At 75.6% G+C, this 24,760-nt stretch carries 16 protein-coding genes; 11 read left to right on the top strand and 5 right to left on the bottom strand.

Going from position 1 to position 24,760, the window contains the following annotated elements:
• Window positions 1-143: 143 nt before the first annotated feature.
• The 4 genes from OG711_RS05310 to OG711_RS05295 all read left to right on the top strand — a co-directional run bounded on the left by OG711_RS05310 (window position 144) and on the right by OG711_RS05295 (window position 5,524).
• The gene (locus OG711_RS05310) at window positions 144-1,280 is read left to right on the top strand and encodes a Glu/Leu/Phe/Val dehydrogenase dimerization domain-containing protein (RefSeq protein WP_266505843.1); all 1,137 of its coding nucleotides are present in this window, start codon (window positions 144-146) and stop codon (window positions 1,278-1,280) included.
• The gene (locus OG711_RS05305; RefSeq protein WP_329558557.1) at window positions 1,277-2,929 is read left to right on the top strand and encodes an AMP-binding protein; all 1,653 of its coding nucleotides are present in this window, start codon (window positions 1,277-1,279) and stop codon (window positions 2,927-2,929) included. Before OG711_RS05310 ends, OG711_RS05305 begins: the two co-directional genes overlap by 4 nt.
• A 196-nt stretch (window positions 2,930-3,125) precedes the next feature.
• Window positions 3,126-4,403, top strand: a complete 1,278-nt coding sequence (locus OG711_RS05300) for a pyridoxal phosphate-dependent aminotransferase (RefSeq protein ID WP_329558556.1) — start codon at window positions 3,126-3,128, stop codon at window positions 4,401-4,403.
• A gap of 224 nt (window positions 4,404-4,627) precedes the next feature.
• The gene (locus OG711_RS05295; protein WP_073786888.1) at window positions 4,628-5,524 is read left to right on the top strand and encodes a fumarylacetoacetate (FAA) hydrolase; all 897 of its coding nucleotides are present in this window, start codon (window positions 4,628-4,630) and stop codon (window positions 5,522-5,524) included.
• Window positions 5,525-5,749: 225 nt separating this feature from the next.
• Here OG711_RS05295 and OG711_RS05290 read toward each other — a convergent pair whose 3' ends face one another.
• A complete protein-coding gene (locus OG711_RS05290; RefSeq protein WP_329558555.1) occupies window positions 5,750-6,970 on the bottom strand; it encodes an MFS transporter in 1,221 nt (406 codons plus the stop codon).
• Window positions 6,971-7,035: 65 nt separating this feature from the next.
• Between OG711_RS05290 and OG711_RS05285 the strand changes: the two genes are divergently transcribed.
• A complete protein-coding gene (locus OG711_RS05285; protein ID WP_079184537.1) occupies window positions 7,036-7,515 on the top strand; it encodes a MerR family transcriptional regulator in 480 nt (159 codons plus the stop codon).
• A 167-nt stretch (window positions 7,516-7,682) separates the two neighbouring features.
• A complete protein-coding gene (locus OG711_RS05280; protein WP_329558554.1) occupies window positions 7,683-8,381 on the top strand; it encodes a DUF7019 family protein in 699 nt (232 codons plus the stop codon).
• Window positions 8,382-8,508: 127 nt separating this feature from the next.
• Here the strand turns inward: OG711_RS05280 and OG711_RS05275 are convergent, their stop codons facing one another.
• Both OG711_RS05275 and OG711_RS05270 read right to left on the bottom strand, forming a co-directional pair.
• A complete protein-coding gene (locus tag OG711_RS05275; RefSeq protein WP_329558553.1) occupies window positions 8,509-9,759 on the bottom strand; it encodes an FHA domain-containing serine/threonine-protein kinase in 1,251 nt (416 codons plus the stop codon).
• Window positions 9,756-13,289, bottom strand: a complete 3,534-nt coding sequence (locus OG711_RS05270) for a protein kinase domain-containing protein (RefSeq protein WP_329558552.1) — start codon at window positions 13,287-13,289, stop codon at window positions 9,756-9,758. Before OG711_RS05270 ends, OG711_RS05275 begins: the two co-directional genes overlap by 4 nt.
• Window positions 13,290-13,547: 258 nt before the next feature.
• On the opposite strand from OG711_RS05270, the gene OG711_RS05265 reads away from it, so the two are divergent.
• From OG711_RS05265 to OG711_RS05250, 4 genes are all read left to right on the top strand, one after another.
• Window positions 13,548-16,433 (top strand): histidine kinase, encoded by a 2,886-nt coding sequence (locus OG711_RS05265; protein ID WP_329558551.1) that lies wholly within the window; start codon window positions 13,548-13,550, stop codon window positions 16,431-16,433.
• The gene (locus OG711_RS05260) at window positions 16,397-17,074 is read left to right on the top strand and encodes a response regulator transcription factor (RefSeq protein ID WP_329558550.1); all 678 of its coding nucleotides are present in this window, start codon (window positions 16,397-16,399) and stop codon (window positions 17,072-17,074) included. The genes OG711_RS05265 and OG711_RS05260 overlap by 37 nt, the downstream gene beginning before the upstream one ends.
• A gap of 369 nt (window positions 17,075-17,443) precedes the next feature.
• The gene (locus tag OG711_RS05255) at window positions 17,444-18,685 is read left to right on the top strand and encodes an alpha/beta fold hydrolase (protein WP_329558549.1); all 1,242 of its coding nucleotides are present in this window, start codon (window positions 17,444-17,446) and stop codon (window positions 18,683-18,685) included.
• 54 nt (window positions 18,686-18,739) lie between these two features.
• Window positions 18,740-19,510 (top strand): SMI1/KNR4 family protein, encoded by a 771-nt coding sequence (locus OG711_RS05250; RefSeq protein ID WP_329558548.1) that lies wholly within the window; start codon window positions 18,740-18,742, stop codon window positions 19,508-19,510.
• A 161-nt stretch (window positions 19,511-19,671) separates the two neighbouring features.
• Here OG711_RS05250 and OG711_RS05245 read toward each other — a convergent pair whose 3' ends face one another.
• Window positions 19,672-20,838 (bottom strand): Gfo/Idh/MocA family protein, encoded by a 1,167-nt coding sequence (locus OG711_RS05245; protein ID WP_329558547.1) that lies wholly within the window; start codon window positions 20,836-20,838, stop codon window positions 19,672-19,674.
• 339 nt (window positions 20,839-21,177) lie between these two features.
• Window positions 21,178-22,737 carry an amino acid permease gene (locus tag OG711_RS05240; RefSeq protein ID WP_405672770.1) on the bottom strand — a complete coding sequence of 520 codons (1,560 nt, stop codon included), beginning with the start codon at window positions 22,735-22,737 and terminating at the stop codon, window positions 21,178-21,180.
• Between the two features lie 259 nt (window positions 22,738-22,996).
• On the opposite strand from OG711_RS05240, the gene OG711_RS05235 reads away from it, so the two are divergent.
• Window positions 22,997-24,634, top strand: coding sequence for an FGGY family carbohydrate kinase (locus OG711_RS05235; RefSeq protein WP_329558546.1), 1,638 nt, complete (start codon window positions 22,997-22,999; stop codon window positions 24,632-24,634).
• Window positions 24,635-24,760: the final 126 nt, after the last annotated feature.

Raw genomic sequence — 24,760 nt, 5'->3', positions numbered from 1 at the left:
ACCGGTCCGACCGCCGGGTCCGCCTCGGCCCCGCTCCCGTCCCACCGGCCGCGCTCCCGCCCGCGCCGGTCCGGCGGCACTCCACCGCACCCCACGCGACACACCGCACCCCATCGCAACGACACCGAAGTGAGGTCCCGGACATGACCGCTCCGCACGCCCGCCTCCGTACCACCGACACCCAGGAACCCGCCTTCTCGGTGAAGCTCAACGGCAGCGGCGGCCCCCTGAAGGGCTGGGTCGTCGTCGACTCCCTGGTCGACTCGCTCGCCATGGGCGGCACCCGGATGACCGCCGCCGTCACCGAGGACGAGGTCGCCGGTCTCGCCCGGGGGATGACCGAGAAGCTCACCCTCGTGGGTCTGCGCGTCGGCGGCGCCAAAGCGGGCATCGTCTCCGACGGCCGCGACCGCGAGGAGACCTTTCGCACCTTCGGCCGTACCGTCGCCCCGCTGCTGCACGGCGGCATCCATCTCGGCATCGACCTCGGGGTCACCCCCGCCGACCGCGCCACCTTCTTCGCCGAGGCGGGCTACGACCCGCGCCGCAAGGCCCGCGCCGTGGACATGCCGTACGACTGGCGCACCTACTACGAACCACTGATCGACTGCACCGGACACGGCGTCGGGGTCGCCGCCGTCACCGCCCTGGAAGCCGCCCACCGCGACAAGGCCGCCCGGGTCGTCGTCCAGGGCTTCGGCGCGGTCGGCCGCGCCGTCGCCCGCTTCCTGGAGGAACGCGGCCACCGCGTCGTCGCCGTCGCCGACATCGACGGCACCATCACCGCCGACCGGCTGCCCGTGGACGACCTCGTCGCCATCACCGACGACCTCGGCCGGATCGACCGCACCCGGCTGCCGCAGGGCGTCACCGTCGACCCGGAGCGCGAGGCCTGGCTGGGGGTCGACGCCGACCTGCTCGTCCTCGCCGCGCAGAAGGACGCCGTCAACGCCGCCAACGTCCACCGGCTGCGCCCCCCGCTGATCGTGGAGGGCGGCAACCTCACCTCCAGCGCCGAGGCCAAGCAGAAGATCATCGCCTCCGGTGCCACCCTGGTCCCCGATGTCGTCGCCAATGTCGGCGGAGCCGCCGCCGCCGGACTCGCCCTCACCCGGACCGTGCCCTTCGAGCTCGCCGCCGGACCCCGCAAGGACTGGGTCTTCGACTGGGTGGCCACCCGGGTCCGCGACAACACCCGCGCCCTGCTGGAGATCGCCGCCGCCAGCGTCGGCGACCCGCTGCCCGAACTGCTCGCCGCGCGCCGCGCGGAGCGCCGGTGAGCGCCCCCGCGCCCGTCGATCCACGGCGGGTACGCGCCGACGAGTACCGGCGCCGGGGCTGGTGGCGGGACGAGACCTTCCTGGACGACCTCCGCCGCCAGGCCCGCCACCGGCCGCACCATCTCGCCATCGCGGGCCGCCGGGTCGCCGAGGCCCGCACCGACACCCTCGACTACGCCGAACTCCTCCAGCTCACCGAACGCTTCGCACGCGCCCTCGCCGGACTCGGTGTCCGGCGCGGCGACTTCGTCGCCGTCCAGCTCCCCAACCGCTGGGAGATGGTGCCGCTGATCTTCGCCTGTGCCCGCGTCGGCGCGGTGATCTGCCCCATCTCGCCGGTCTGCCCCGAGGACGAACTGCGCCACCGCCTCGCCCTCACCGAGGCCCGCGTCTGTGTCACGATCCCCGGCTGGGCGGGATCACCGCTCGCGTCGACCGTCACCGCGCTGAGCGGGGAACTCGCCACCCTGGAGAAGGTGTTCGTGGTCGGGGGCCCCGTACCGGACGGCGCCCGCGACTTCCACGACCACTTCGTCGACCCCGACCCCGACCGGGTGGGCCGCACCGGGGCGGTCCCCGAAGGCCGGGAACTCGGCCCCGACGACCCGTTCGTGGTGCTCTTCACCTCGGGCACCACCGGTGAGTCCAAGGGCGTGCTGCACAGCCAGAACACCGTCCACTCCGCCATCCGCGGCTACGTCGACACCTTCGGACTCGGACCCGGACTGGTGGCCGCCGTCTCCACCCCCCTGTGCCACTACTCCGGCTTCGCCCAGGGCATCCTCGCGGGCGTCCTGCTGGGCGGCACCGTCGCCTTCCAGGACGTCCGGCGCAACGAAGCCCTCCTCGACCTCGTCGAACGGTACGGGGCCACCCTTCTGTACGGCCCGCCCGCCACCCTCGCCGATGTCACCGCCTCGCAGCGCGCCGATCCCCGCGACACCAGCACCCTGCGGCACGCCGTCATCGGATCGGCGCCCGTCCTCGCGGACCTCGCGGCCGACATCCGCGACACCCTCGGAGCCCGCGCCCACTCGCTGTGGGGCATGTCCGAGAACGGCCCCGTCACCATCACCCGGCCCGGCCAGCCCGAGGACTGGGCCGCCCACAGCAACGGCGGCCCCATCGACGCGATGGAGGTCCGCATCGACCCCGCCGGGCCGGACGGCACCCTGGACGGGGTGGGCCGGCTGCGGGTGCGGGGCGCCTCGCTCGCCCTCGGCTACCACAAACGCGACGACGTCTACGCGGCCGAGTTCGGCGCCGACGGCTGGTTCGACACCGGGGACCTGGCCCGCGCCGACGGGGACGGCGGCATCCGGATCGTCGGCCGCGCCCGGGACGCCGTCGTCCGCGACGGCACCGTCGCCCCCATGACCGAACTGGAAGCCGTCATCGGCGGCCACCCCACCGTCACCGAGGCCGCGCTGGTCGGTCTGCCCGGCCCCGGCGGGGACACCCTGTGCGCCGTGGTCGTCCCCAGCGGCACCGGCCACCCCGCACTGGACGAACTGCGCGCCCACGTCGAACGCGCCGGACTGGACCGGCGGTTCCTCCCCGAGCGGCTGGAGGTGGTGACCGCCCTGCCCAAGACCCTCACCGGCAAGGTCCGCAAGGCCGAACTGCGCGCCCGCTGGACCGGGGCATGACCGCCGCCCCCCGCCCCGGACGCGGCCCACCACCGATCCCGGGCCACCGGCCCTGCCACACCGGCCCTGCCACACCGGCCCTGGCCCGCCGGTCCCGGTCCGCCGCGTCCCGCCGCCCCGGCCGACCGACGCGCACCCACCCACCACCACCGCCCCCGCTTCCCGTCCCCGCTTCCCGTGACCGCTGGAGTCCCTGATGCCCGAGCCCCCACCGGTGACCATGTCGGCGACCCTCGCGGCCGACGCGCTGCTGGCCCGCCGACAACAGGCCGGGGAACAGGTCCTCCCCCTCACCAGCGGGGAGATCGGCCTGCCCGTCCTGCCCGCGCTGCGCGAGCGGCTCGCCGCCGCCGCGGACCTCGGCGCCTACGGACCCGTCGCCGGTTCCACCGCCCTGCGCAACGCCGCGGCCGGGTACTGGGGCCGCCGGGGCCGGGCCACCGATCCTGACCTGGTGGTCGCCGGTCCCGGCAGCAAGTCCCTGCTCTACGCGCTGCTCCTGGCCATCGGCGGGGACGTCGTCATCCCCGTACCCGGCTGGGTCAGCTACGCGGCCCACGCGCGGCTCGCCGGGGTGCGCCCGATCACCGTGCCGACCGCGCCGGGCGAGGGCGGTGTGCCCGACCCCGACCGGCTGCGGGAGGCCGTCACCCTGGCCCGCGCCGCCGGACACGACCCGAGGGCCGTGGTCGTCACGGTCCCCGACAACCCGACCGGGACCGTCGCCGGACCGGACACCCTGCGCCGGTTCGCCGCGGCGGTCCGGGACCTCGACCTGATCGTCGTCTCCGACGAGATCTACGGCGACCTGGTGTACGACGCGGCGCGCCCCGCCGTGTCCCCGGCGGTCCTCGCCCCCGAGCGCACCGTGGTCACCACCGGCCTCACCAAGAGCCTCGCGCTCGGCGGCTGGCGCACGGGGGTCGCCCGGCTCCCCGACAGCCCGGCCGGACGGGAGCTGACCACCCGGCTGGTCTCCGTCGCCAGCCAGATCTGGTCCAGCCCCCCGGCCCCTGTCCAGGCGGCGGCAGCGTACGCCTTCGACGAGCCGCCCCAGGTGACCGCCCGGATCGCCGGCTCCCGGGCCCTGCACGAGGTGGTCGTCCGCGCGGTCGCCGCCCGGTTCGCCGCCACCGGCGCCGAACTCACCCCGATCCGGGCGACCTGCTACCTGTACCCGGACTTCGCCCCGCTGCGGGAGCGGCTGGAGCGCCGCCACGGGGTGGGCGACGGTGACGCCCTGACCCGGCTGCTGCTCGACCGGTACGGGGTGGGGGTCCTGCCGGGCAGCGCCTTCGGGGAACCCGCCGGGAGCCTGCGGATCAGGGTCGCGACCAGCCGTCTCTACGGTGACACGGCCGAACGGCGGGAGCGCGCGCTCACGGTGTCCGATCCGCTCCGACTGCCCTGGGTACGCGCCTCGCTGGACCGGATCGAGGAGGTCCTCACCCAGGTGACCGCCCCGCCCGGCTGAACCGCTCCGCCCGGCTGAAGCGCTCCGCCCGGCTGAACCGCTCCGCCCCGTTGAAGCGCCCCGCCCGGCTGAACCGCTCCGCCCCGTTGAAGCGCTCTGCCCTGTCCCGCCGGTGCCCCGGCCCCCACCCCGCTCACCCGCCTCCACCCCGCTCACCGCCCGCGCGCCACCGGGTCGGGCGTCCCGCCCGGCCCGTACGTCCGACCCTCCGAGGAGCCCGCACCATGTCCGTCGTCTTCGAGAGCGAGTACCAGGGCCGCCGCCACGCGGCTTTCGAACGTCCCGGCCCCGGTGAGCCGCTGACCCTGTACCCGGTGGGGGAGGGGCAGTTGCGGGAGGCCGTCGCCGGTGGCGGTGACCTCGCGCGGGCCGTCGCGGACATCCGCGCGGCCGGCGGGGCCGTCACCGTCGAACCCGGGGACCCGCAACTGCGCCCGCTGCCGCCGCTGCTGCCCACGGTGTCCGGCGACGCCCTGCTCAGCGGGTTCATGGGCACCCACAAGTCCAAGTTCGGCGGGGAGAGCGCCCCGGCGGGGGCGCCGTTCGTGCCGCCCAAGTGGTTCTTCAAGGGCTTCGGTTCCTGGCTGCGGCTGCCGGACGAGACGCTCACCGTCCCGGCCGAGCCGGTCGCGCTGATCGAGGAGCCCGAGGTGCTCCTGGTGTACGTCAACGACGCCCGGGGCGAGCCGCGTTACGCCGGGTACACCTTCGGCAACGACCTCTGCGACATCGGGCTGCACCGTCAGGACCCCGGCTACAACCCGTACTGCAAGCTCTGCGACACCGCGGTGTCCCCGTGGCTGTTCCTCGGGGAGCCGCCCGCGACGGTGACCGGCCGGGTCACCATCGAACGCGACGGCGCGGTCGCGTGGGAGGGGAACTTCGACTGCGGCGCGGACGCCCTGTACCACCCGGTGCGCGACATGGTGGACCATCTGTTCACCTTCCCCGCGGTACGGCGACCCGGACTGGTCAACTACGTCCTGCTCGGCGCCGACCAGGCCAGCTTCCACGACGGATTCCGTATCGCGGACGGCGACCGGGTGACCATCGACGTCAAGAGCCACGGCGTGGTCCTCAGCAACCCCATCGCGTACGGGACCCCGCCCGCGACCCCCTGACCCGGCCCGTCCCACCCGAGCACCGCCCCTGGGCAGGGCCCCGGTCACGAACACCGGGGCCCTGCCCAGGCGTGTCCGTGCGGGTCCCGGTGGACGCACTCCGCAGGCACTGGTCCCTCGCCGCCACCGAGGTCCCGCCCGGGGTCCGCGCACCGCCGACCGGGGCCCGGCCGTTCCCCTGTCCTCTGCGGGACGGGGAACGGGCCGGGCCCCGGCCGGTCACGCTCAGACGGTCGCGCCGGGGCGCTTCGCCGGGAAGCCGTGCACCCGCGCGGCCACCACCACCGCGAGCACCGGCAGCATCAGGAGCAGCACGCTCCAGGGGAAGGATTCGGAACCGACCCGGTCGAGCAGGACACCGCCCGCGACGCCGCCCGCGGCCATCGCCACGTTCCACAGCGTGACGAGCATGGCCTGCGCCGAGTCCGCCTGTTCGCCGCCCGCGTCGCCCACCGCGGTCTGGAGCAGGGTGGGGATACCGCCCCAGCCCAGCCCCCACAGCGTCACCGCGACGTACACCAGCGCGGTGCTGTCCGAGAGCAGCGCGAGCAGGGTCGCGGCGACGGCGACGAGCAGGGTGCTGGCGACGGTGAGTCCGCGCAGCCGCCGGTGGATCTGCGTCGCGACGATCCAGATACTGAGCAGCGACGCGCCGCCGAAGACGAGCAGCACCACATCGGTGGAGTCCTCCATCCCGAGCCGGTCGAGGAATGTGGCGATGTACGTGTAGAGGATCGTGTGCGCGAGGACGAAGACCAGGGTCACGAACAGCACCGGGGCGACCCCCGGCACCCGCAGCGCGCGCAGCATGGGCGTCCGGCTCCCGGCGCGCTGGCCGGGGTACTCGGGGACCACGGCGACGATCCAGCCGAGGAGGACGACGGTGAGCCCGGTCATGATGAGGAAGGCGACCCGCCAGCCGAGGGCGCCGCCGATGAAGGTCCCGGCGGGCACGCCCAGCGACAGGGCGACGGGGATACCGGCCATGGCGATGGCGATGGCCTTGCCCTGGAGGTGGACGGGCGCCATCCGGCGGGCGTATCCGGCGAGCAGGGCCCAGGCGAGGCCCGCGGCGACCCCCGCGAGGAAGCGGGCGACCATGGTGACCGGGTAGTCGGACGACACGGCCGTCACGGTGTTGGCGACGGCGAACCCGGCCATCGCGGTGAGCAGCAGCCGCTTGCGGTGCCAGGCGGCGGTGGCGGCGGTGAGCGGGATGGCGGTGAGCGCGGTGCCGATCGCGTAGATCGTCACCGACTGGCCCATCGCGGACTCGCTGACGCCCAGGTCGCCGCTCATGGAGGGCAGTACGCCGGCGGGCAGGGTCTCGGTGAGGCTGGTGATGAAGACGGCGGTGGCCAGCGCGAGCAGCGCCGCCAGGGGGAGTTTCTTGTCCTTGGCAGGTGACGGGGTGTCAACTGGGATCTCTGTATCGCGGATCGACATGATGGGTATGCTCAAACCCTCACACATATGTGAAGGTCAATCCGGCTCGATGTGAGGTGCATCACATGCGTATCGGAGAGCTGTCGGAGCGCACCGGCACCCCCCGCCGTCTGCTGCGCTACTACGAGGAGCAGGGGCTCATCGTGTCCCAGCGCACCCCGAACGGCTACCGCAAGTACGACGAACGTTTCGTGGACCGGATCCTCCAGATCCGCGGTCTGCTCGACGCGGGACTGCCCACCCGGATCATCAAACAGATCCTGCCCTGCCTCGACAAGCCCCGCACTATCTATTTCCCCGACGCCACCGCGGAGATGATCGCCACCCTGGAGCACGAGCGGGACCGGATGACGGAGCGCGTCACCTGTCTGATCCGCAACCGGGACGCCATCGCCGAGTACCTCGACGCGGTCCGCGGATACGACGGTTCCGGCCCGCCCGAGCCCGCCCGCGAACCCGTCGCCGACGGAGCACTCGCCCGCGAACCCCTCGCCCACGGAACCCCCGTCCGCGAACCCCTCGCCCACGGAGCACCCGCCCGCTGACCACGCCGGCTGCTCCACGGCCGGAGCCCGCCGCTCCCGCCGCCCCGTCCCGACGGCGTCGGGGGCGGGTCCGACCGCCCGGTAGGATCACCGCGCGCCGACGGCACCGCGACGGGGGCCGGGGCACCGACGGCACCGCGACCGGGGCCGCAGCACGGGAGGTCCACGTGTCGTTCCGCTACTACCTCTACATCAGCGACGCCAAGGTCGACATGCTGCTCTCGCAGACCGACCCGGGCTGGGCCCGCAAGCGGACCTCCGAGGTGGGCCTGGACCTCAAGGTCGTCACCGCCAGACGCAGCGTCGAGTCCGCCTCCGCCGACCGCGTCGCCCGCCTCGAACGGGTGGTCCGCTTCCTCCAGGACCACGGCGACATCGGCGATGTGGACGAACCCGGCCAGTACTTCGGGGGCCTGCTGCCGATGCAGTGGGGACTTGTCGGCGACGACGACACGGTGTACTTCGGCGGCCGCACCCGCCGCACGATCCTCGGCCTCGGCGGCGCCAGCGCCCATGTCCTCGGCGCCGCCACCCGGGCCGCCGCCGACGCGGGCGCCCCGCCGCCACCCGCCCCGGACCGGCTCAGCGCCTCCCTGCTCCCGGTGCTCCTGCACCGCATCGCGACCCCGGCCGACGACGACTTCGTCCTGCGCCCCGCCGCCCCCGGCCCCCAGGACGCCCTCGCCGCCGCCGACACCGACGCGCTGGCCACCGTCGCCCAGGCCAACTCCACGCTGCGCGGCCCCGCCCAGCACGTCGAGTTTCTCGCCAAGCGCCTCCTCAGCGGCCCCAGCCCCTACCCCGAACTGCACGGCGACCGGACGGTCCTGCTCGGCACCCCGCTGTACGTCGCCCTCGCGGACTGACAGCGGCAGACCGGACCCGCACTCGGCAGACCGGAACGGCACACGCGGACCGGGTCGGCGCGGGGCGGCGGACGCGGCCCGGACCGGCGCCCAACGGCCGCACCGGCAGCCGCAGTTCCGGAGCCGGTCACCGCCCCGGCGTGGCCGCAACCAGCGCCCGCGCCAGGCCCGCCGCCGTGGTGACCCGGATCGCGGGCGTGTCCACCAGCGCCTCGTCCAGGACCTCCGCGAGCCCCGGCGGCACCGACCGGTCCCGCTCCCGTACCGGCACCACCGGAGCCCGCAGGCTCACCGCCACCGGATCACGGTCCGGCGGATAGTCGCGGGGCGTCGTCCCGGTCAGCAGCCAGTACAGACACGCGGCCGTCGCCCACACATCGACCTCGGGGCCCGCGTACTTGTAGTCGACGAGCTGCGCGCGGGCCGTGAACGGCAGCGTGCCGCCGAGCGCCCCCGACCGGGTGTGACCGGACAGCCCGGCGTGCTCGAACGCCTTCGCCAGCCCGAAGTCCGCGAGCTTCACCACCGGTCCGGGGCCGCCCGCTTCACCCACGAGCAGCACATTGGCCGGTTTCACGTCCCGGTGCACCAGCCCCCGGGCCGTCACCACCGCACCGTCGGCCTGCCGGGGCGCCGGGACCTCCGCCCGGTGCGCGTGGTGCAGTCCGGCGAGCATGCCCAGGGTCAGCGGCACGGCCCGCGCCGCCGACAGGGGCCGCCCGCCCCGTCCGCCGAGCAGATCCACCAGACTGCCGCCGGGACAGTACTCGCACGCGAACCAGAACGCGCTGCCCCGGTCGTGACCACCCCGGAACGCCACGATGTTCGGATGCCGCAGCGCCCGCAGACTCCCGAACTCACGGCGGAACGCGAACCGCGCCGCACCGTCGACCTCCCCCGACGCCAGCACCCGCTTCAGGGCCACCAGCGCCCCGCTCGACCGGTCCCGGGCCAGATACACCACCCCCTGCGCCCCGCGCCCCAGCTCCCGCAGCAGCTCATACCCCGGCGGCGCCGCGGGCAGCGCGTCGCCGTGCTCCGGCGCGGCGGGCGGCGCGGCGGCCGGGGCCGCGCGCACCCCCACCCGCAGCACGACATCGCCCACCCGGATCTCGTCGCCGTCCACCAGGGGCCGCTCGGTGAGCCGGTCCAGCCGTACGCCGTTCACCTCCGTACCGAAGCTGCTCCCCAGGTCCGAGATCCGCAGCGGCGGGGGCGCGTTCTCGATCCGGCAGTGCCGCCGCGACACACCGCGGTGCCCCGCCCCGATCCGGATGCCGCACTCCGCGGCGCGGCCCACCACCACGCTGAACGGCTCCCCGTACACGTACTCCGCGGGCGGCGGGCCCGGCACCGTGAGGACGACCGTCACGCTCATGGGGCGGCCGCCGGACCGAAGTCGTGGTCCCAGTCGAACTCCCAGAGCCGGATGGCGGGCCGGGCGTCGGTGGACAGCGCGTTGCGTCCGTCGGCGGTGAACAGCACGTCCATGATGCGCCTCGGATGGCCGTCCAGCACATGCGCGCAGCGCCCCGTACGCACGTCCCACAGCCGCGGTGTGTGGTCGTACCCGGCGCTCAGCACGTACCCGCCGTCCGGGCTGATGTCGAACGCGACCGCCGGGTCCGGCAGTTCACGGATCGTCCGGCCCCGCACCGCGTCCCACACCACCAGACAGCCGACCCCGGACGTCACCCCGACCCGGCAGTCCGCGCTCATCGCCAGGGTGTCCCGGTACGACACCTCGACCGAGAACAGCCCGCGGCCGGTGGGCACCTCCCAGCAGGTCATCACGGGCTGGGCGTTGACGTACAGCCGTTCGCCGTCGGGGCTGAAGCGCATCCCGCGCGGCCCCACCGGCATCGTCCCGAGCGGGAACGAGAACAGCTCCTCGCCGGTCGCCGTCCGCCACACCCGCGCGATCCGGTCCTGATGGCCGGTCGACACCGCGTACCGGCCGTCCCGGCTCAGGGCGACCCGGGACACCGGCCCCGTATGGGCCGCAGTCACCCGCACCGCCGCGGCCGGCCGCAGCCGCCACAGGACCAGTGCCCCGCCCTCGTCCCCGACCAGTGCGTACCGGCCGTCGGCGGACATCGCGACGCACTTCACCCGGCCGTGCTTGCCGAGCAGCGCGTCCCGCCGGACCCCGCCCTCCAGGTCCCAGACGAACGCCGTACCGGACCAGTCGGCGGTGACGGCGGTGGGCTCGTCGTCGGCGATCAGCACGGTGTGCGGTTTCCCGGCGCGGTCGGGGAACACGAACATGCCCCGGCCGGACTGGAGTTCCCACACCCGCAGCGCTCCGTCGCCGCCCCCGGTGATCATCACATCGCCGTCCGACTCGACCGCGAGCGTCACCCGCGGGGTGAACGTCCAGGTGCCGCCCCGCATGTCGTACCGCCGCAGCACAGCGAGCACCCCGGTCCGCTCCCGGCCCCGGCCCAACGCGGCCCACGCGGCGCGCAGTTCCGGGTGCCGTTCGAAGCCCGGTAGGGACCGCGCCGTCCGGAGCAGACGTGCCGCGTCCGCCGTCCGGCCGTCCGCCACCCGCCGCTCGGCACCGTCCAGCAGCTCACGGAACTGGGACGCGGTGTCACCGAGATCGGCGGCCGACCGGGGGCGGGCGTAGCTCCACGCCGCACGGAACCCGGTCGGTGGCAGCCGGTGCACCCACAGACCGCCGTCCTGATCGGCCACCACCGCCGTGGAGGCGTCGCCGCTGACGGCCACCCGGCCGCGCGACACCATGCCCCCGGGAGTGCTCCCGCCGGACGGAAGGGCGAACGTCCGAAGACAGCGCCCGCTCCCGGTCTCCCAGACCCGTGCCGTGTGACCGCCCGTCCCGCCGGACACCGCGATCGTGCCGTCCGCGCTCAACGCGACGGCGACATGCGGGTCGATGGAGTCCGGCACCGTGTCGCGCACCCGGTCGTCATGGGCCGCCCAGATCCGGGCCTCGCTCCCGAAACGCCCGGTCAGCAGCGCGTACCCGCCGTCCGGGCTCAGCGCCACCCGGTCCAGGCCCGTCAAACGCAAATCCGCCGACCGCTCCAGCCGGTGCCGCACCCGCCCGAGCGCGGTGTCCCACACGTACACCGACGTCAGCCCGCCCCGCTCCGCCACGGACACCACGACCGCGCCGTCCTGTCCGGCCGCGACATGGGTGACCGCGCACGGGTCCGGCGCCGTCCCGGCCGCCACCGTACGGGTCCCGCCGTGCCGCCCCAGCTCCCGCACCGCCGGGCCCGCCCCCGGCTCCCACCGGCCCACCAGCCCCTGCTCGTCACCGAGGAAGCACACCCCCCGGGAGGTCACCGCCACCGCGGTGAACCGGGCCGGACGGTCCGTCAGCCGGTACCGCGGCGTCCCCGTCGCGAGATCCCACCACTCGACCGGCCCGTCCCGGCGTGCCACCACCCCGTACCGGCCGTCCGCGCTCACCGCGACCGACACGATCCGGCCGCCACGCGCCCCCGACAGCTCATGACGGCACCGCCCGCCCGGCAGGTCCCACACCCGGACGCAGCCCTCGGCACCACCGCTCAGCGCCACCGTCCCCGCGCCGTCCACCGCGAGCGCCGACACCCCGCCCCGGTGGCCGCTCACCCGCAGCGGCGCCACGGCCGCCGGCCGACGCGCCAACTCCCGCCGCCCGGCCTCGAACTCGGGCGTCCCGGGAGCGTCCGCCAGCAGCGCGCGGGCCTCGTCGTCCGCGCCGCGCTCCAGCTGCGCCAGGCCCAGCAGCGGGTCCCCGTCCCACCGGCCGCCCCGCACCGTCCGGGCCGCCCGCAGCGCCGACACCACCTCCGTGTCGCCGATCCGCCCCCGCCGCCAGCGGTACAGAGCCCAGTTGTGGACGGCCGACGGATGGTGCGGGTCGACACCGGCCGCCTCCCGCCACATCAGCTCCGCCTCCTCCTCGCGGCCCAGATCCAGCAGCGACAGCGCCCGGTTGGACAGCCCGTCCGCGAGCAGCCGCGTCCCGGCCGGACGGGCCCGCGGGTACGGTTCACCGACCGTGTCCGCGTGGATCGCGGCGACCTCGGCCGCGAGTCCGTCCAGGTCGTGCGGGCGGGCCGCCGGGTCGAGCGTGAAACACCGGCGCAGCAGGTCCACCAGCGCCCGGGGCATCGCGGCCACGCCCGACCCCCGCGACGCGGCCTCCACCAGCACCTCGAACACCTCCGGCGCGCTCTGCCCCAGCCGGCACGGCGGACCGCCCGTGAACATCTCCAGCACGCACAGCGCCCACGACCACACGTCCGTCGCCCGCGTCATCGCCAGCCGCGCCCCGGCCCGGGCCTCCGCCTGCTCCGGCGAGCAGTACGCGGGCGTCATCCCGCCGTACCCGGCGAACAGGCTCACCCCGGGCGGCGCGACAGCGCTCTCGCCCGCCGCCGCCCGCGCGTTCGCCAGCCCGAAGTCGGAGACCTTCGCGATCCCGTCCCCGGTCACCATCACATTGGCCGGTTTGATGTCCTGATGCACCACCCCGCCCCGGTGCGCGTGCGCGATCCCCCAGGCGATCTGCACCGCCAGATCCAGCAACCGGGCCGTCTCCCCGCCGCCTTGCGGACGGCGCCCCCGCACCCGCTCCGCGAGGTTCCCGCCGTCCACCCACTCCGCGAACACGCACGGCGAGCCGTCGATCCGCCGCACGTACACACAGTTCACGACATGCGGATGCGGGTCCAGCCCCGCCCAGGTGCCGGCCTCGGCGGCGAACGCGTCCCCGTCCGCCGGAACCCTCAGCAGCTCGGGACGGGGCACCTTCAGCGCCAGATCCGTCTGCCAGTCACGGTGCCGGACCCGGAACACCAGCCCCATGCCCCCGTTGTCGAGGACGTCCAGCACCTCGTACCGCCCCAGCACGATCTCACCGCGCCGCCAGTTCCCTACCGCCATGGCGACACATCCTGGACGCGGGCGGCACGATTGACAAAGCGGACGCGGGACGGTCGCCAGGGCGGACGCGGCACGATCGCCGTAAGTGGCATGGGACTTCACGCGCTGGTTCCGCGCGCCCGTTAACCGGGGCGCCCGGCCGGACGGCGCCCGTACGCCCCGACCGGTACCGTGCCGGACGACGGAACACCAGGTCGGGGCGGTCCTGCGTCCGGACGCGGGGGAGGGGGGCCGTATGAGCCCGGAGGAGAGGGCCCTATGACGCGGCGGTGCGTGGGCGAGAGGTTGACGCGGGCCGGAGCGGCGGCCTTTCCCGCGCTGACGCCCGCCGTCGTACAGATGTGCGTGACGGTCAGCGGCGGCCCCCCGGCGGGCCCGCCCGCCCTGGCGGCCACCGCGCTCGGCTGCGCGGCCCTCCTCGGCCGCCGCACCCGGCCGCTCGCCGCCCTCGCCGGGACGCTCGCGGCCGTCCTCGCCGCGGCCCTCGCCGCCGCCTTGGCCGGAGCACCCGCCGACACCGTAGGCCCGCCGGTCGCCGTGGCCCTCGCCCTGTACGCCCTCGCCGTCCACGGCACCGCCGGGACCGCCGTGTCCGGGGTGGCCGCCACGGCACTGGCAGCCGCCCTCGCCGCCGCGCTGACGGGAAGCCCGCCGCGGCACACCGCCGGGACGGCGGTCGTCGTCGCCGGATGCGGGGCGGTGCTCTGGGCGGCGGGCCGGTCCCGGCGCCGCCGCGCCGCCGACCGGGAAGCCGTCCGGGCGCACCGGGCCGCGTCCGGGGCGGCCGTACGGTACGAAGTCCTCGCCGAACGGGAGCGGTTCGCCGCCGAACTGCACGACGCCGCCGCCCACCGGCTGACCGGCGTCGTGGTGTCCTGCGCGGCGGCCCTGCGGCTCGACCGCCCCGACCTCACCCGGGACGCCCTGCGCCACGCCGCCGCCGCGGGCCGCGGCACGGTCGCCGAAATCGACCGGCTCACCGCGCCCGACACCCGCCCCGGCGGGATCAACCTCGCCGACATCGACACCCTCGCCGCCCGCCACGGCGCCGACCACACCCGCACCCTGGACACCGCCCCGCCCGCGACCGCGCACACCGCCCACCGCGTGGTCCGCGAAGCCCTCACCAACGCCCAGCGGTACGCGTCCGGCGCCCCGGTACGGGTGGCGGTCACGGCACGGGACACCGGCCGCCTCCTCGTCGTGACCGTCACGGACGGCGGCGGTGAGCGGTCCGCCCCCGGCCTCGGCGGCGGACTCGGCATCCCGGGCCTGCGGTCCGCCGTCGGCGCCGCCGGAGGCACCCTCACCGCCGGACCCTCCGGCCCCGGCTGGACCGTACGCGCCGAACTCCCGCTCACCGCCCCGCTGCCCACCCGCCGCTGGCCCGCCTGGCCCGGCCCCGCCGCCCGCGACTGGGCCCTCGTCGGCCTCGCGACCGCCCTGTCCCTCGGGGTCGCCCTCCTCGCCACCGGTGCGCCGGACTCCTTCGACGGTCCCGCGTCCGCGTCGGCTTTCGTCGCCCTGTCGGCGCTGCACGCCGCACCGCTCGCCGTGCGGCGCAGGGCACCGGAACGGGGCCTGGCCGCCGTCCTGCTGGCCCTGCTCCTGTGGCTCGGCTGCGACCTCGCCGACTGGGGCGGACCGCCCGCCGGTGACGTCCTGCTCGTCCACTGGTGGGTCGAACTCGCCTTCGTCCGCTCGGCGGGGGAGCGGCTGGACCGGGGACGCGGCCTCGCGGCCGTCACCGCGGTCGCCGCCGTCGGCGGCCTCGCCCTCGCCCGCGGTACGGGGGTCAGCGGTGACCGTGTGGCGGCCTGGGCCGTGCTGTCCGCGCTGCTCGCCGTCCCCGCGCTGCTCGTCTGGGCCGCAGGCCGCCGGGCGGCCCGGCGCCGCGCGGTCCGCCGCGCCGACGCCGACCGGCGACGGGAGCTGCGGGCACGGGAGACCGGCGCGGCCGTCCGCGCACAGCGCGAACGGTTCGCCGCCGGGCTGCGGGACACCGCCCGGCGGCACGCCCACGCGGTCGCGGAGGCGGCGGACGCCGGGGACCTCGCAGCCGCCCGCAGCGAGGCCCGCGCCGCGCTGACGGCCCTGCGGGACCTGCTCGTGGAACTCCGGGCGGGGTCGGGGTCGGGGGCGGCGGCCGGATGGATGGCCGGGCCGGTGTCTGGCCCGGCGCCCGGGGGACTGCCTGAGCCGGTGTCCGGGCCGAGGTCCGGGGGGTCACCGGGAGCGGCGTTCACGGGGTGGCTTCCGGCACCGCTCGGGGAGCCGGTCGAGCCGCCTGCCGCGCCGCCGGACGGGCCGTCATCCGCGAGTCCGTCCGGGTCAGCGGCTGTGCCGACGCGGGTGCCCTCGTGCCCCGCACCACCACGTCCTGCGCCCACGCACTCCGAACGCCCGCACTCCGAGCGCTCGCACCCCGAGTCCCCGCATCTCGCACCCCCGTTCACCGCCCCCTCGTCGCCCGTCCCCCGGCCCGCGCCGGTGCCACCGAACCGAGTGCCCGACGGCCCCGGATGCGTGCACGGCCCCGGATGCGTGCACGGCCTCGGCAGCGCGTACGGCCCCGGGATCGCGGACCGTCCCGGCAACAGGTACGACCCCGGGGCCGCGGAAGGTCCCGGCAGCACGGACCGCCCCAGGGTCGCGGACGGCCCCGGGGTCGCGGACGGCCCCGGGTGTGCGGGCGGTTCAGGGACCACGGACCGCCCCGGCAGCACGCACGGCCTCGACCACGTGAACCGTCCCGGCGGCACGGAACGTCCCGCGAGCACGTACGGCCCCGGGGCCGCGGACCGTCCCGTGAGCGACGACACCCCGCCGCCCACGCTCGCCGGGATGGCCGCCCTCGCCGTCCGGTACGGGGTCACCCTCCGCCACCACGGACCCCGCCGACCCCTGCCCGTCGCCGTCGAGGTCGCCGCCTACCGGTGTGCCGCGATGCTGATGACCGGCGGGACGACCCTCACCCTCCGCTGTCTCGACAACGGTCTCGAACTGCACGCCCCCGCCCCGCCGCGTCGCACGGTGCGCGGACTGCGAACGGCCGCCGACCGCGCGGGCGGTACGCTCTGGGCGGCCGGCGACGGGTCGGTCCGGGTATGGCTGCCGGAGGTGTTCCCATCCCGATCCGAGTGATCGTCGCCGACGACCAGGCCGTCGTGCGCGCCGGGATCGCCGCGGTCCTCGACGCGGAACCGGGGCTCACCGTCGTCGGTGAGGCGGCGGACGGTGACGGCGCGGTGGACCTCACGCTGCGGCTGCGCCCCGATGTCGTCCTGATGGACGTCCGGATGCCCGGCCTGGACGGACTCGCCGCGACCGCCCGGCTCACCCGGCGGGCGCCCGCCAGCCGGGTCCTCGTCCTCACCACCTTCGACCTGGACGAATACGTGTACGCGGCGCTGCGCGCGGGCGCCGCCGGGTTCCTCCTCAAGGACGCGGAACCGGAACGGGTCGCCGACGCGATCCGGGTCATCGCGGGCGGAGCCGCCCTGCTCGACCCGGCTGTCACCCGCCGCCTCATCGACCGGTTCGCCGCCACCACGGAACCCGCCGACCCCACGCTCCTCGGCCGGCTCACCCCGCGTGAGACGGATGTCCTGCGGCAGCTCGCGCGTGGACTGTCCAACGCGGACATCGCCGGGCAGCTCGGCATCAGCCCCGCCACCGTCAAGGACCATGTCGGCGTGATCCTAGGCAAGTTGTCCGTCGCCAACCGGGTCCAGGCGACGATCGCGGCGTACGAGACGGGGCTGATCCGCCCGGGAGTGCGCTGACCTGCGGCTCCCTGCCCTGCGGGCCCACCCACCGGTTCCGGTACGGGGGCTGACGCTGCTCGCGACCCTGGGGCACCCCTGGACGTACTCGTCCGCGTGCGGGTCGCGCGCGGGTGCGTGGGTCCAGGTGCCGCTCGGCCGTCGCACGTGGCTGTCGGGTTCCCGTGCCGCTGGGCCGTCGCACGCGGCCATCGGGTTCCCGTGCCGCTCGGCCGTCGCACGTGGCTGTCGGTTTCCCCGTGCCGCATGGGCGAGGTCCACCCCCGCCGCGCGGCGGGGGCCCGCCGCCCCGGGGGCGGACATCCGGGGCCCGGGGAATCGTTCCCTCGTCCGACGGTCGCGCGCCGTTCCGTTCCTAGCCTCGAACGTATGGCAACCACCCTTCCCCGCAGGCTCTTCGGCGCCTTCCTGCTGGCCGCCGCCCTCGCGCTGGCCCCCGCCGCCGCTGTCGCCGCGTTCCTCGCGCTCGCCCTGGTCAGCGCGTGGATACCGCTGCTCGCGGGCGCGGCCCTCACCACCGCGCTCGCCGTCGGATCGCTGCTCGGCCGGGCGGCGTTCACGCTGTTCGGGGTGACCACGCGGCGCCGTCGCGCCACCGCGCTGTTCGCGGCCGGGCTCACCACGTGCGTCGCGGTCCTCGGGTCCGTCACGGTGTTCCGGCCCATGCCCGCGCCCGACGCGGGACCCGTCCCGCAGGGTGTCCAGTACTGGCGGACCCCGGCCGGGGACCGGCTCGCGTACGTCCACCAGCGCGCCGCGGGCACCCCCCGCCCCACGCCGGTGATCTTCCTGCACGGCGGGCCGGGCACCCCCGGTGAGGGCGTTCCCCGCGCCGGACAGGCCCTCGCGGCGGCCGGGTTCGACGTGTACGCCTACGACCAGACCGGCTCCGGACGCTCCACCCGGCTCCGCGACGTACGCGACTACACGGTCGCCCGGCACGTCGCCGACCTCGAAACGGTGCGCCGGGCGATCGGCGCGGAACGGGTGATCCTCGTGGGCCAGTCCTGGGGCGCCTCGCTGGCCGCCCAGTACCTCGCCGCGCACGGGAACCGGGTGGCCCGTGCCGTGTTCACCTCCCCGGGCGCGCTGTGGGGCCGCACCCGGCCCGGCAGCGAGGCGGGTGACCCCTGGAAGCGGCTCACCCCCGCGCAGCGCGAACGCCGCGAGGAACTGGCCGGTGAACCGCGCATCCTGGCGGCGAGCCTGCTGCTGCGCGTCAACCCCCGGGCCGCGCACGCCCTCGTCGGTGACCGCGAGGCCGACCACTGGATGCGGGAGACGGCCCTGACCGGCAAGGACGGCGGTTCCTGCCCCGGCGCCGCCCCCGCACCCGCGCACCACAACCCGCTCGGCTTCTACGCCAACCAGCTGACCTCCACCGACTTCGAGGAGATCCCCGACCCCCGGCCCGCGCTCCGCACCGCGCACGTACCGGCCCTGGTGCTGCGCGGCGACTGCGACTATCTGGCGCCGGAGGTGGCCCGTGAGTACGTGACGACCCTGCCGGACACCCGGTTCGTGGCCGTCGAGGGCGCGGGACACGCCCTCCCGAGGGACCGGCCCGCACGGTACCGGTCGCTGCTCCTGGACTTCGTCACCCGAGGCTGAGACCTCCGCACCCGTGGCCGAAGGCCTTCGCCGGGGGCGTGCCACACTTCCCCGATGACACCCGACCCCCTGCTGCTGCGAGCGCTGATCGACGCGTCGCCGCTGATCGACGGCCTCCCGGGCGGCGTTCCGGGGGAGTGGATCGCGGCGGCGGAGGCAACCCTGGGCCCGCTGCCCGCCTCGTACCGGTGGTGGCTGGGCACGTACCGGGCGGGCCGGGTCGGGGTGGGCGTCCTCGCGGATGTCGCGCCGCCCCCGCACCACGACGACACCGTGGAGGACATCACCGCCGGGTGGCGGCGCGCGGACCAGGACCGGTTGTGGTTCTGCGCGGAGTCCGACGGCGGCGGGGACCGGTACGGCTTCGCGCTGGACCGGCCGCGCGGCGCGGAGTACCAGATCGTGCGGCGTGATCCGTGGACGGGCGACGAGGAGCCGTTCGCGGACACCTTCGCGGGATTCCTCACGGTCTCCGCCGCACGGGAGTCGGGGTTCCGCGACGGTCCCGTCCCCGACCTCGCCCGGCTCTGGCGGAGCGTACCGGGCGTCCGCCTCGACAACGGCACCACCGTGTACGGCCCGCACCTCCTGACCGCGCGCAACACGGCCCACCGCGTCCGGGACCGCTCCCCGCACTGGACCCTCGTCGGGGACGACGGCGCCGGTCACGGCTATCTCACCCGGCACCACGGACGGGACCGGACATCCGTGTACCGCGCGGACCTCGGAGCGCTCGACGGCGATGTCGCGGCCACCGGTGAACGGGTCACCGGGGACCTGGTGGCGTGGCTTTCGGGGCTGTCGGAGTTGTCGGACCCGGCGTAGCTGTGGGGCCGGACGGGCCTGGCGCAGCTCTCGGACCTGGTGGGGCCGTCGGAACCGGCGTAGCCGACGGGACCGCCGTCCACCGCACGCCGGAGCCTGGGACACCCTCGCCGGGCCGCGCGCCCGGTCGGCGGATCGGCCGGGCACCCGCGACGGTCCGTCTACCCGAGCGGTCCGGACAGCTCCACCGGCTTCCCGGTCCGCGCCGACTCCGCCGCGGCCGTCGCGATCCGCACCGCGGCCACTCCGTCCCACGCGCTCACCCCGGGCGGCGGACCACCCGCGACGGCCGCCGCGAACTCCCGCAACTGCGTCAGATACGGACTCTCCGGCAACGCGCCCCCGGGAGCCTCCACGTCGGAACCGCCCGCCGGTGCCTCCACGTCCCGATCGCCCGCCGGTGCCCCTGCGGCGCCTGCCGCCGTCACGTCCCCGGGCGCGGAGCCCGTACGCCCGGCGCGCGCGCCGCCCGGACGCCCCACGGCGTTCGCTGCCCCTGCGGCACCCGCCGTCGAATCGTGCTCCAGCACCCCGTCCGGACCGCTCACCCGGAACGTCGTACGGAAGGGCAGAGCGGGCCGACCCCATACCCCCAGCAGACGGCTCACCGCTCCCGAGGCGTGGGTGAGCAGGGCCGTGCCGGACGCCGTCGGGTGCCCGAGGCGGTCCGGGCCGTCCCCGTCGGTGAATCGGCCGACGCGGACCCGCGCGTGGACGCGGACCACCTCGCCCGCCAGCAGCCGGGCGAAGTCCATGTCATGGATCATCTGGTCGACCAGGATGCCCCCGGACAGCGCCGGGTCCGCGAACCACGGCGCCCACACCGGGTACGCCCCGGCCCGGGTGAACCGCAGCGCCGACGGAGTCCCGATCCGTCCCGCGGCGACCGCCCGGGCCGCCGCCGCGTACGCCGGGAAGTACCGCACGACATGCGCCGGGAACAGCGGCACCCCCGCCGCCTCGGCGGTCCGCGCGACCAGAGCGGCGTCCTCGGTGGTCAGCGCCAGTGGCTTCTCGCACACCACCGGACGGCCCGCCGCGATCGCGGCGAGCGCCAGTTCCCGGTGGCTCGGTGTCGGGGTGCAGATGTCGACGACGTCGCAGCCGCCGAGCAGTTCGCCGAGGTCCCGGGCCACGGTGACACCCCGGTCCCGGTACGGGCGCGCCAGCTCCGCCGCCCGGCCGCTCGCGGACAGTACGGTGACCCGCGCGCCCAGCGCGAGCCAGGCGGGCAGATGCGCGCGCGCCATGGCGCCCGCGCCGAGCAGCCCCACGACGAGGTCGCGCGGCCCGGTGGGCCCCGCTGTCCCGCTCACCGGCTCTGTCACTGCGCTGCGCCCCTTCGTTCGGCATCATTCGGCGGCCTGTGCGGCCTGTGCGGCCTGTGCGGCCTGTGCGGCCTGTGCGGCCTGTGCGGCCTGTGCGGCCTGTGCGGCCTGTGCGGCCTGCGTGGCGCGTTCCGGTTCGTGTGGTGCGCCCCCGGCAGTCCGGGCGGCCCCGGCCCCCGGCAGGTCCCGTGGAGCCGTCCCACCCTTCGTACCCGTCGCACCCGACCGACCAGGACTCTCGCACATCCGGCCGCCGCTGAGAACCCGCCGGTCAGGTCGCCGCGCGGCCCGGTCGGCTGCCGGTGGCAGCCGACCGGTCAGCTGTCGGTCGAAAGCCGGTTACCGGTCCGCCGTACCGGGTACCGCGTCCTCGGGCGGTACCGCCCGCACCTCGTCGGCCGGGGGCGGCTCCGGTGTCCCGTACGAGTCGCGTGCCACGTACCACCAGACGGTCGCCAGCAGCAGGACCGTCAGCAGCGCCACCGACGCGTAGTTCATCGTCCCGACGGTGACCGGTGACGACTGCGGCAGCAGGAACAGCACCGTCACCACCGCGACCCACCCCACCGCGACCCATCCGACCGGACGGCTCCAGTGCCCCAGGTGCCACGGGCCGCGCCGGAACCGGTCGCCCGCGCGCAGTCGCAGATACACCGGGATCGCGTACGCCGGGGTGATCCCGATGACGTTGATCGCCGTCACCGCGCCGTACGCCGTCGCCGAGTACAGCGACGGCAGCGCGAGGAGACCCGCGACCCCCACCGACAGCCATACCGCCGGGACCGGGGTGCGCGTACGGGTACTGACCCGGCGCCAGAGCGCGGAACCCGGCAGGGCGTTGTCCCTGCTGAACGCGAACACCATCCGGCTGGCGGCGGCCACCTCGGCGTTGCCGCAGAACAACTGCGCCCCGATCACCACCAGGAGCAGCGCGCTCGCCCCGCCGGTCCCGAGCGCGTCGAGGAAGATCTGCGCGGGCGGCACACCCGTCGCGCTGTCCTGGGTGCCGCTGTAGTCCTGGATGGCGAAGGTGAGTCCGGTGAGCAGCGCGAACCCGGCGATCCACGACACCCAGATCGCCCGCACGATCCCCTTCGCCGCCGCGACCGAGGCGCGGGAGGTCTCCTCCGACAGATGCGCGGAGGCGTCGTACCCGGAGAACGTGTACTGGGCGAGCAGCAGCCCGACCGCCGCCACATAGAACGGATTGGCCCAGCCGGTGTCGTTGACGAACTCGGTGAACACGAACGACGGCGACCGGTGCTGGTCCGGCACGATCCACAGCGCGCCGACGATCAGCGCGACGCCCGCGAGGTGCCACCACACGCTGATCGTGTTGAGGACGCTCACCAGCCGGACGCCGAACAGGTTCAGGGTGGCGTGCAGCAGCAGGATCGCGACGAAGATCAGCATGGTGGAACCGGGGGTCGGCTCGAAGCCGAAGCGGAGGTTCAGGAACGCGCCGGTGAACAGGGCGGCGCCGTAGTCGATGCCCGCGATCGCCCCGAGCAGCCCCAGCAGGTTCAGCCAGCCCGTGTACCAGCCCCAGCGTCTGCCGCCCAGCTTGTCGGCCATGAAGTACAGCGCGCCCGAGGTGGGATACGCGCTGGTGACCTCCGCGAGCGCCATCCCCACGCACAGCACGAAGAACCCGACGCCCACCCACCCCCAGATCATCACGGCGGGACCGCCCGTGCCCATCCCGAATCCGTACAGGGTCATACAGCCGGACAGCACGGAGATCACGGAGAAGCTGATCGCGAAGTTGCCGAAGCCGCCCATCCGGCGGGCGAGTTCGGGGCGGTAGCCCAGCTCCCGCAGCCGTTGTTCCTCGTCGAGCGGCGGCGCTTCCTTCCGGTCCGCCCGGGGTGCGGGGACCGGGCGACGGTCATGGGACACGCGGGACCTCCGTGGGGTACGGGGGCGGACGCCGTCCGGGCGGCGTCCGCGCCTTCGGTGACGGGCGGTGCGGTGCGGCGGCCGTGGGGGAGCCGGTGATTCGGACAAGTCGCCTCCAGCGTAGGTGCGTTGAGCTGCGATGAGGCGGGCTTGACCGGCGCCGGTATGTGCTGGACGCTGGCGCGGTGATCACCCGCCGCCGGAGTGCCCGGCGCCGGACACCGGCGGACACGCCGCACGGCGCACCGGAGGAGGACACATGACGGCCGGTACCCGTTCCGCCGCCCGGCCCGTGCTCGCCGTCGACCAGGGCACCTCCGGCACCAAGGCCCTCGTCCTGTGCCCGCGGCGCGGGGTCATCGGCAGCGGCAGCGCCCCCGTGCACCCCCGCGAGGGCCCCGGCGGCCTGGTCGAGGTGGACCCCGCCGAGTTGTACGGGTCCGTGGTCCGCGCCGGGCGGCAGGCCCTCGCCGAAGCGGGGGAACCGGTGGCCGCCGTCGGCCTCGCCAACCAGGGGGAGACCGTACTCGCCTGGGACCGGGCGACGGGACGCCCCCTGACCCCGGCGCTGGTGTGGCAGGACCGGCGCGCCGCGTCCGTCTGCGCCGAACTCGCCCCGCACGCGGAAGCGTTACGCCAACTCACCGGACTTCCGCTCGACCCGTACTTCGCCGCCCCCAAGATGACCTGGCTGCGCCGCCACCTCACCCGCGAGGGCACCGTCACCACCAGCGACGTCTGGCTGGTGCACCGGCTCACCGGCGCCTATGTCACCGACGCGGCCACCGCCGGACGCACCCAGCTCCTCGATCTGGATCGGGTCGCGTGGTCCGGGACCGCCCTCGGGATCTTCGGGCTCGACGGCGAGGACCTGCCGGAGATCGTGGACTGCGACACCCCGGTCGGCACGACCACCGCGTTCGGCCCCGAACTCCCGCTCACCGGACTCCTGGTGGACCAGCAGGCGGCGCTGCTCGCCCAGCGGGTCACCGAACCGGGCACCGCCAAATGCACCTACGGCACCGGCGCGTTCCTCCTCGCCCAGACCGGCCCGCAGCCCCGCCGGGGGGACTCCGGGCTGGTGAGCTGTGTGGCCTGGCGGCTGTCCGGGGAGACGAGCTACTGCCTCGACGGGCAGGTGTACACGGCCGCGTCGGCGGTCCGCTGGCTCACCGGCCTCGGGGTCGTCTCCGGCGCGGCGGACCTCGATCCGGTCGGCGGGTCCGTCCCAGACAGCGGCGGGGTGACGTTCGTCCCCGCCCTCGCCGGTCTCGCCGCGCCCTGGTGGCGGGGCGAGGCGCGCGGTTCCCTCACCGGTCTCGGTCTCGGCACCCGGCCCGGACATCTGGTGCGCGCCCTGTGCGAGGGCCTCGCCGCGCAGGTCACCGCCCTCGCCGACGCCACCGCCCGGGACCTCGGACGGCCGTTGACCGTACTGCGCGTCGACGGCGGCCTCACCCGCTCCGCGCTGCTGATGCAGACCCAGGCGGATCTGCTCCAGCTGCCCGTCGAGGTGTCCGCGCTGCCCGATGCCACCGCGCTCGGCATCGGCGCGGTGGCGAGGCTGGGCCAGGAACCGGGCCTGACCATCGACGAGGCCGTGCCCCACTGGCGCCCGCGCACCGTCTACGAACCCCGGATCGACGCGGACGAGGCGGCCGAACGGCTCGCCGTCTTCCACGCGGCGGTCACCGCGGAACTCGAACGTACGGACCGGACGGAACACACCGCACGGGAAAGCGCCCCGCTCCCGGCGCCCCGTCCGGCGCGGACGGCAGCGGACACGGAAGCGGACACGGAAGCCGAAGCGGATACACACGCGGCAGCGGATACAGAGCGCGCGGCCGGGGCACGTCCGACCGGCGGTGCGGAACGGGCGGCGGGGACCGACCGGTGAACGCCCCGCACGCGCACACCTCCGCCCAGGTCCCGGCGGTACAGGACTCGCGGAACCGGCCCGCCCGGTCCGCCCACGTCCCGCCCCCCGACCGGCACGCCGTCCCAGCACATGGCGTACCGGCGC

It is taken from the genome of Streptomyces uncialis, from assembly GCF_036250755.1.
GTDB classification, from domain to species: Bacteria; Actinomycetota; Actinomycetes; order Streptomycetales; family Streptomycetaceae; genus Streptomyces; species Streptomyces uncialis.
Note: the sequence above shows the minus strand (reverse complement) of the source record. Positions and strands in the feature narration are given on the sequence as shown.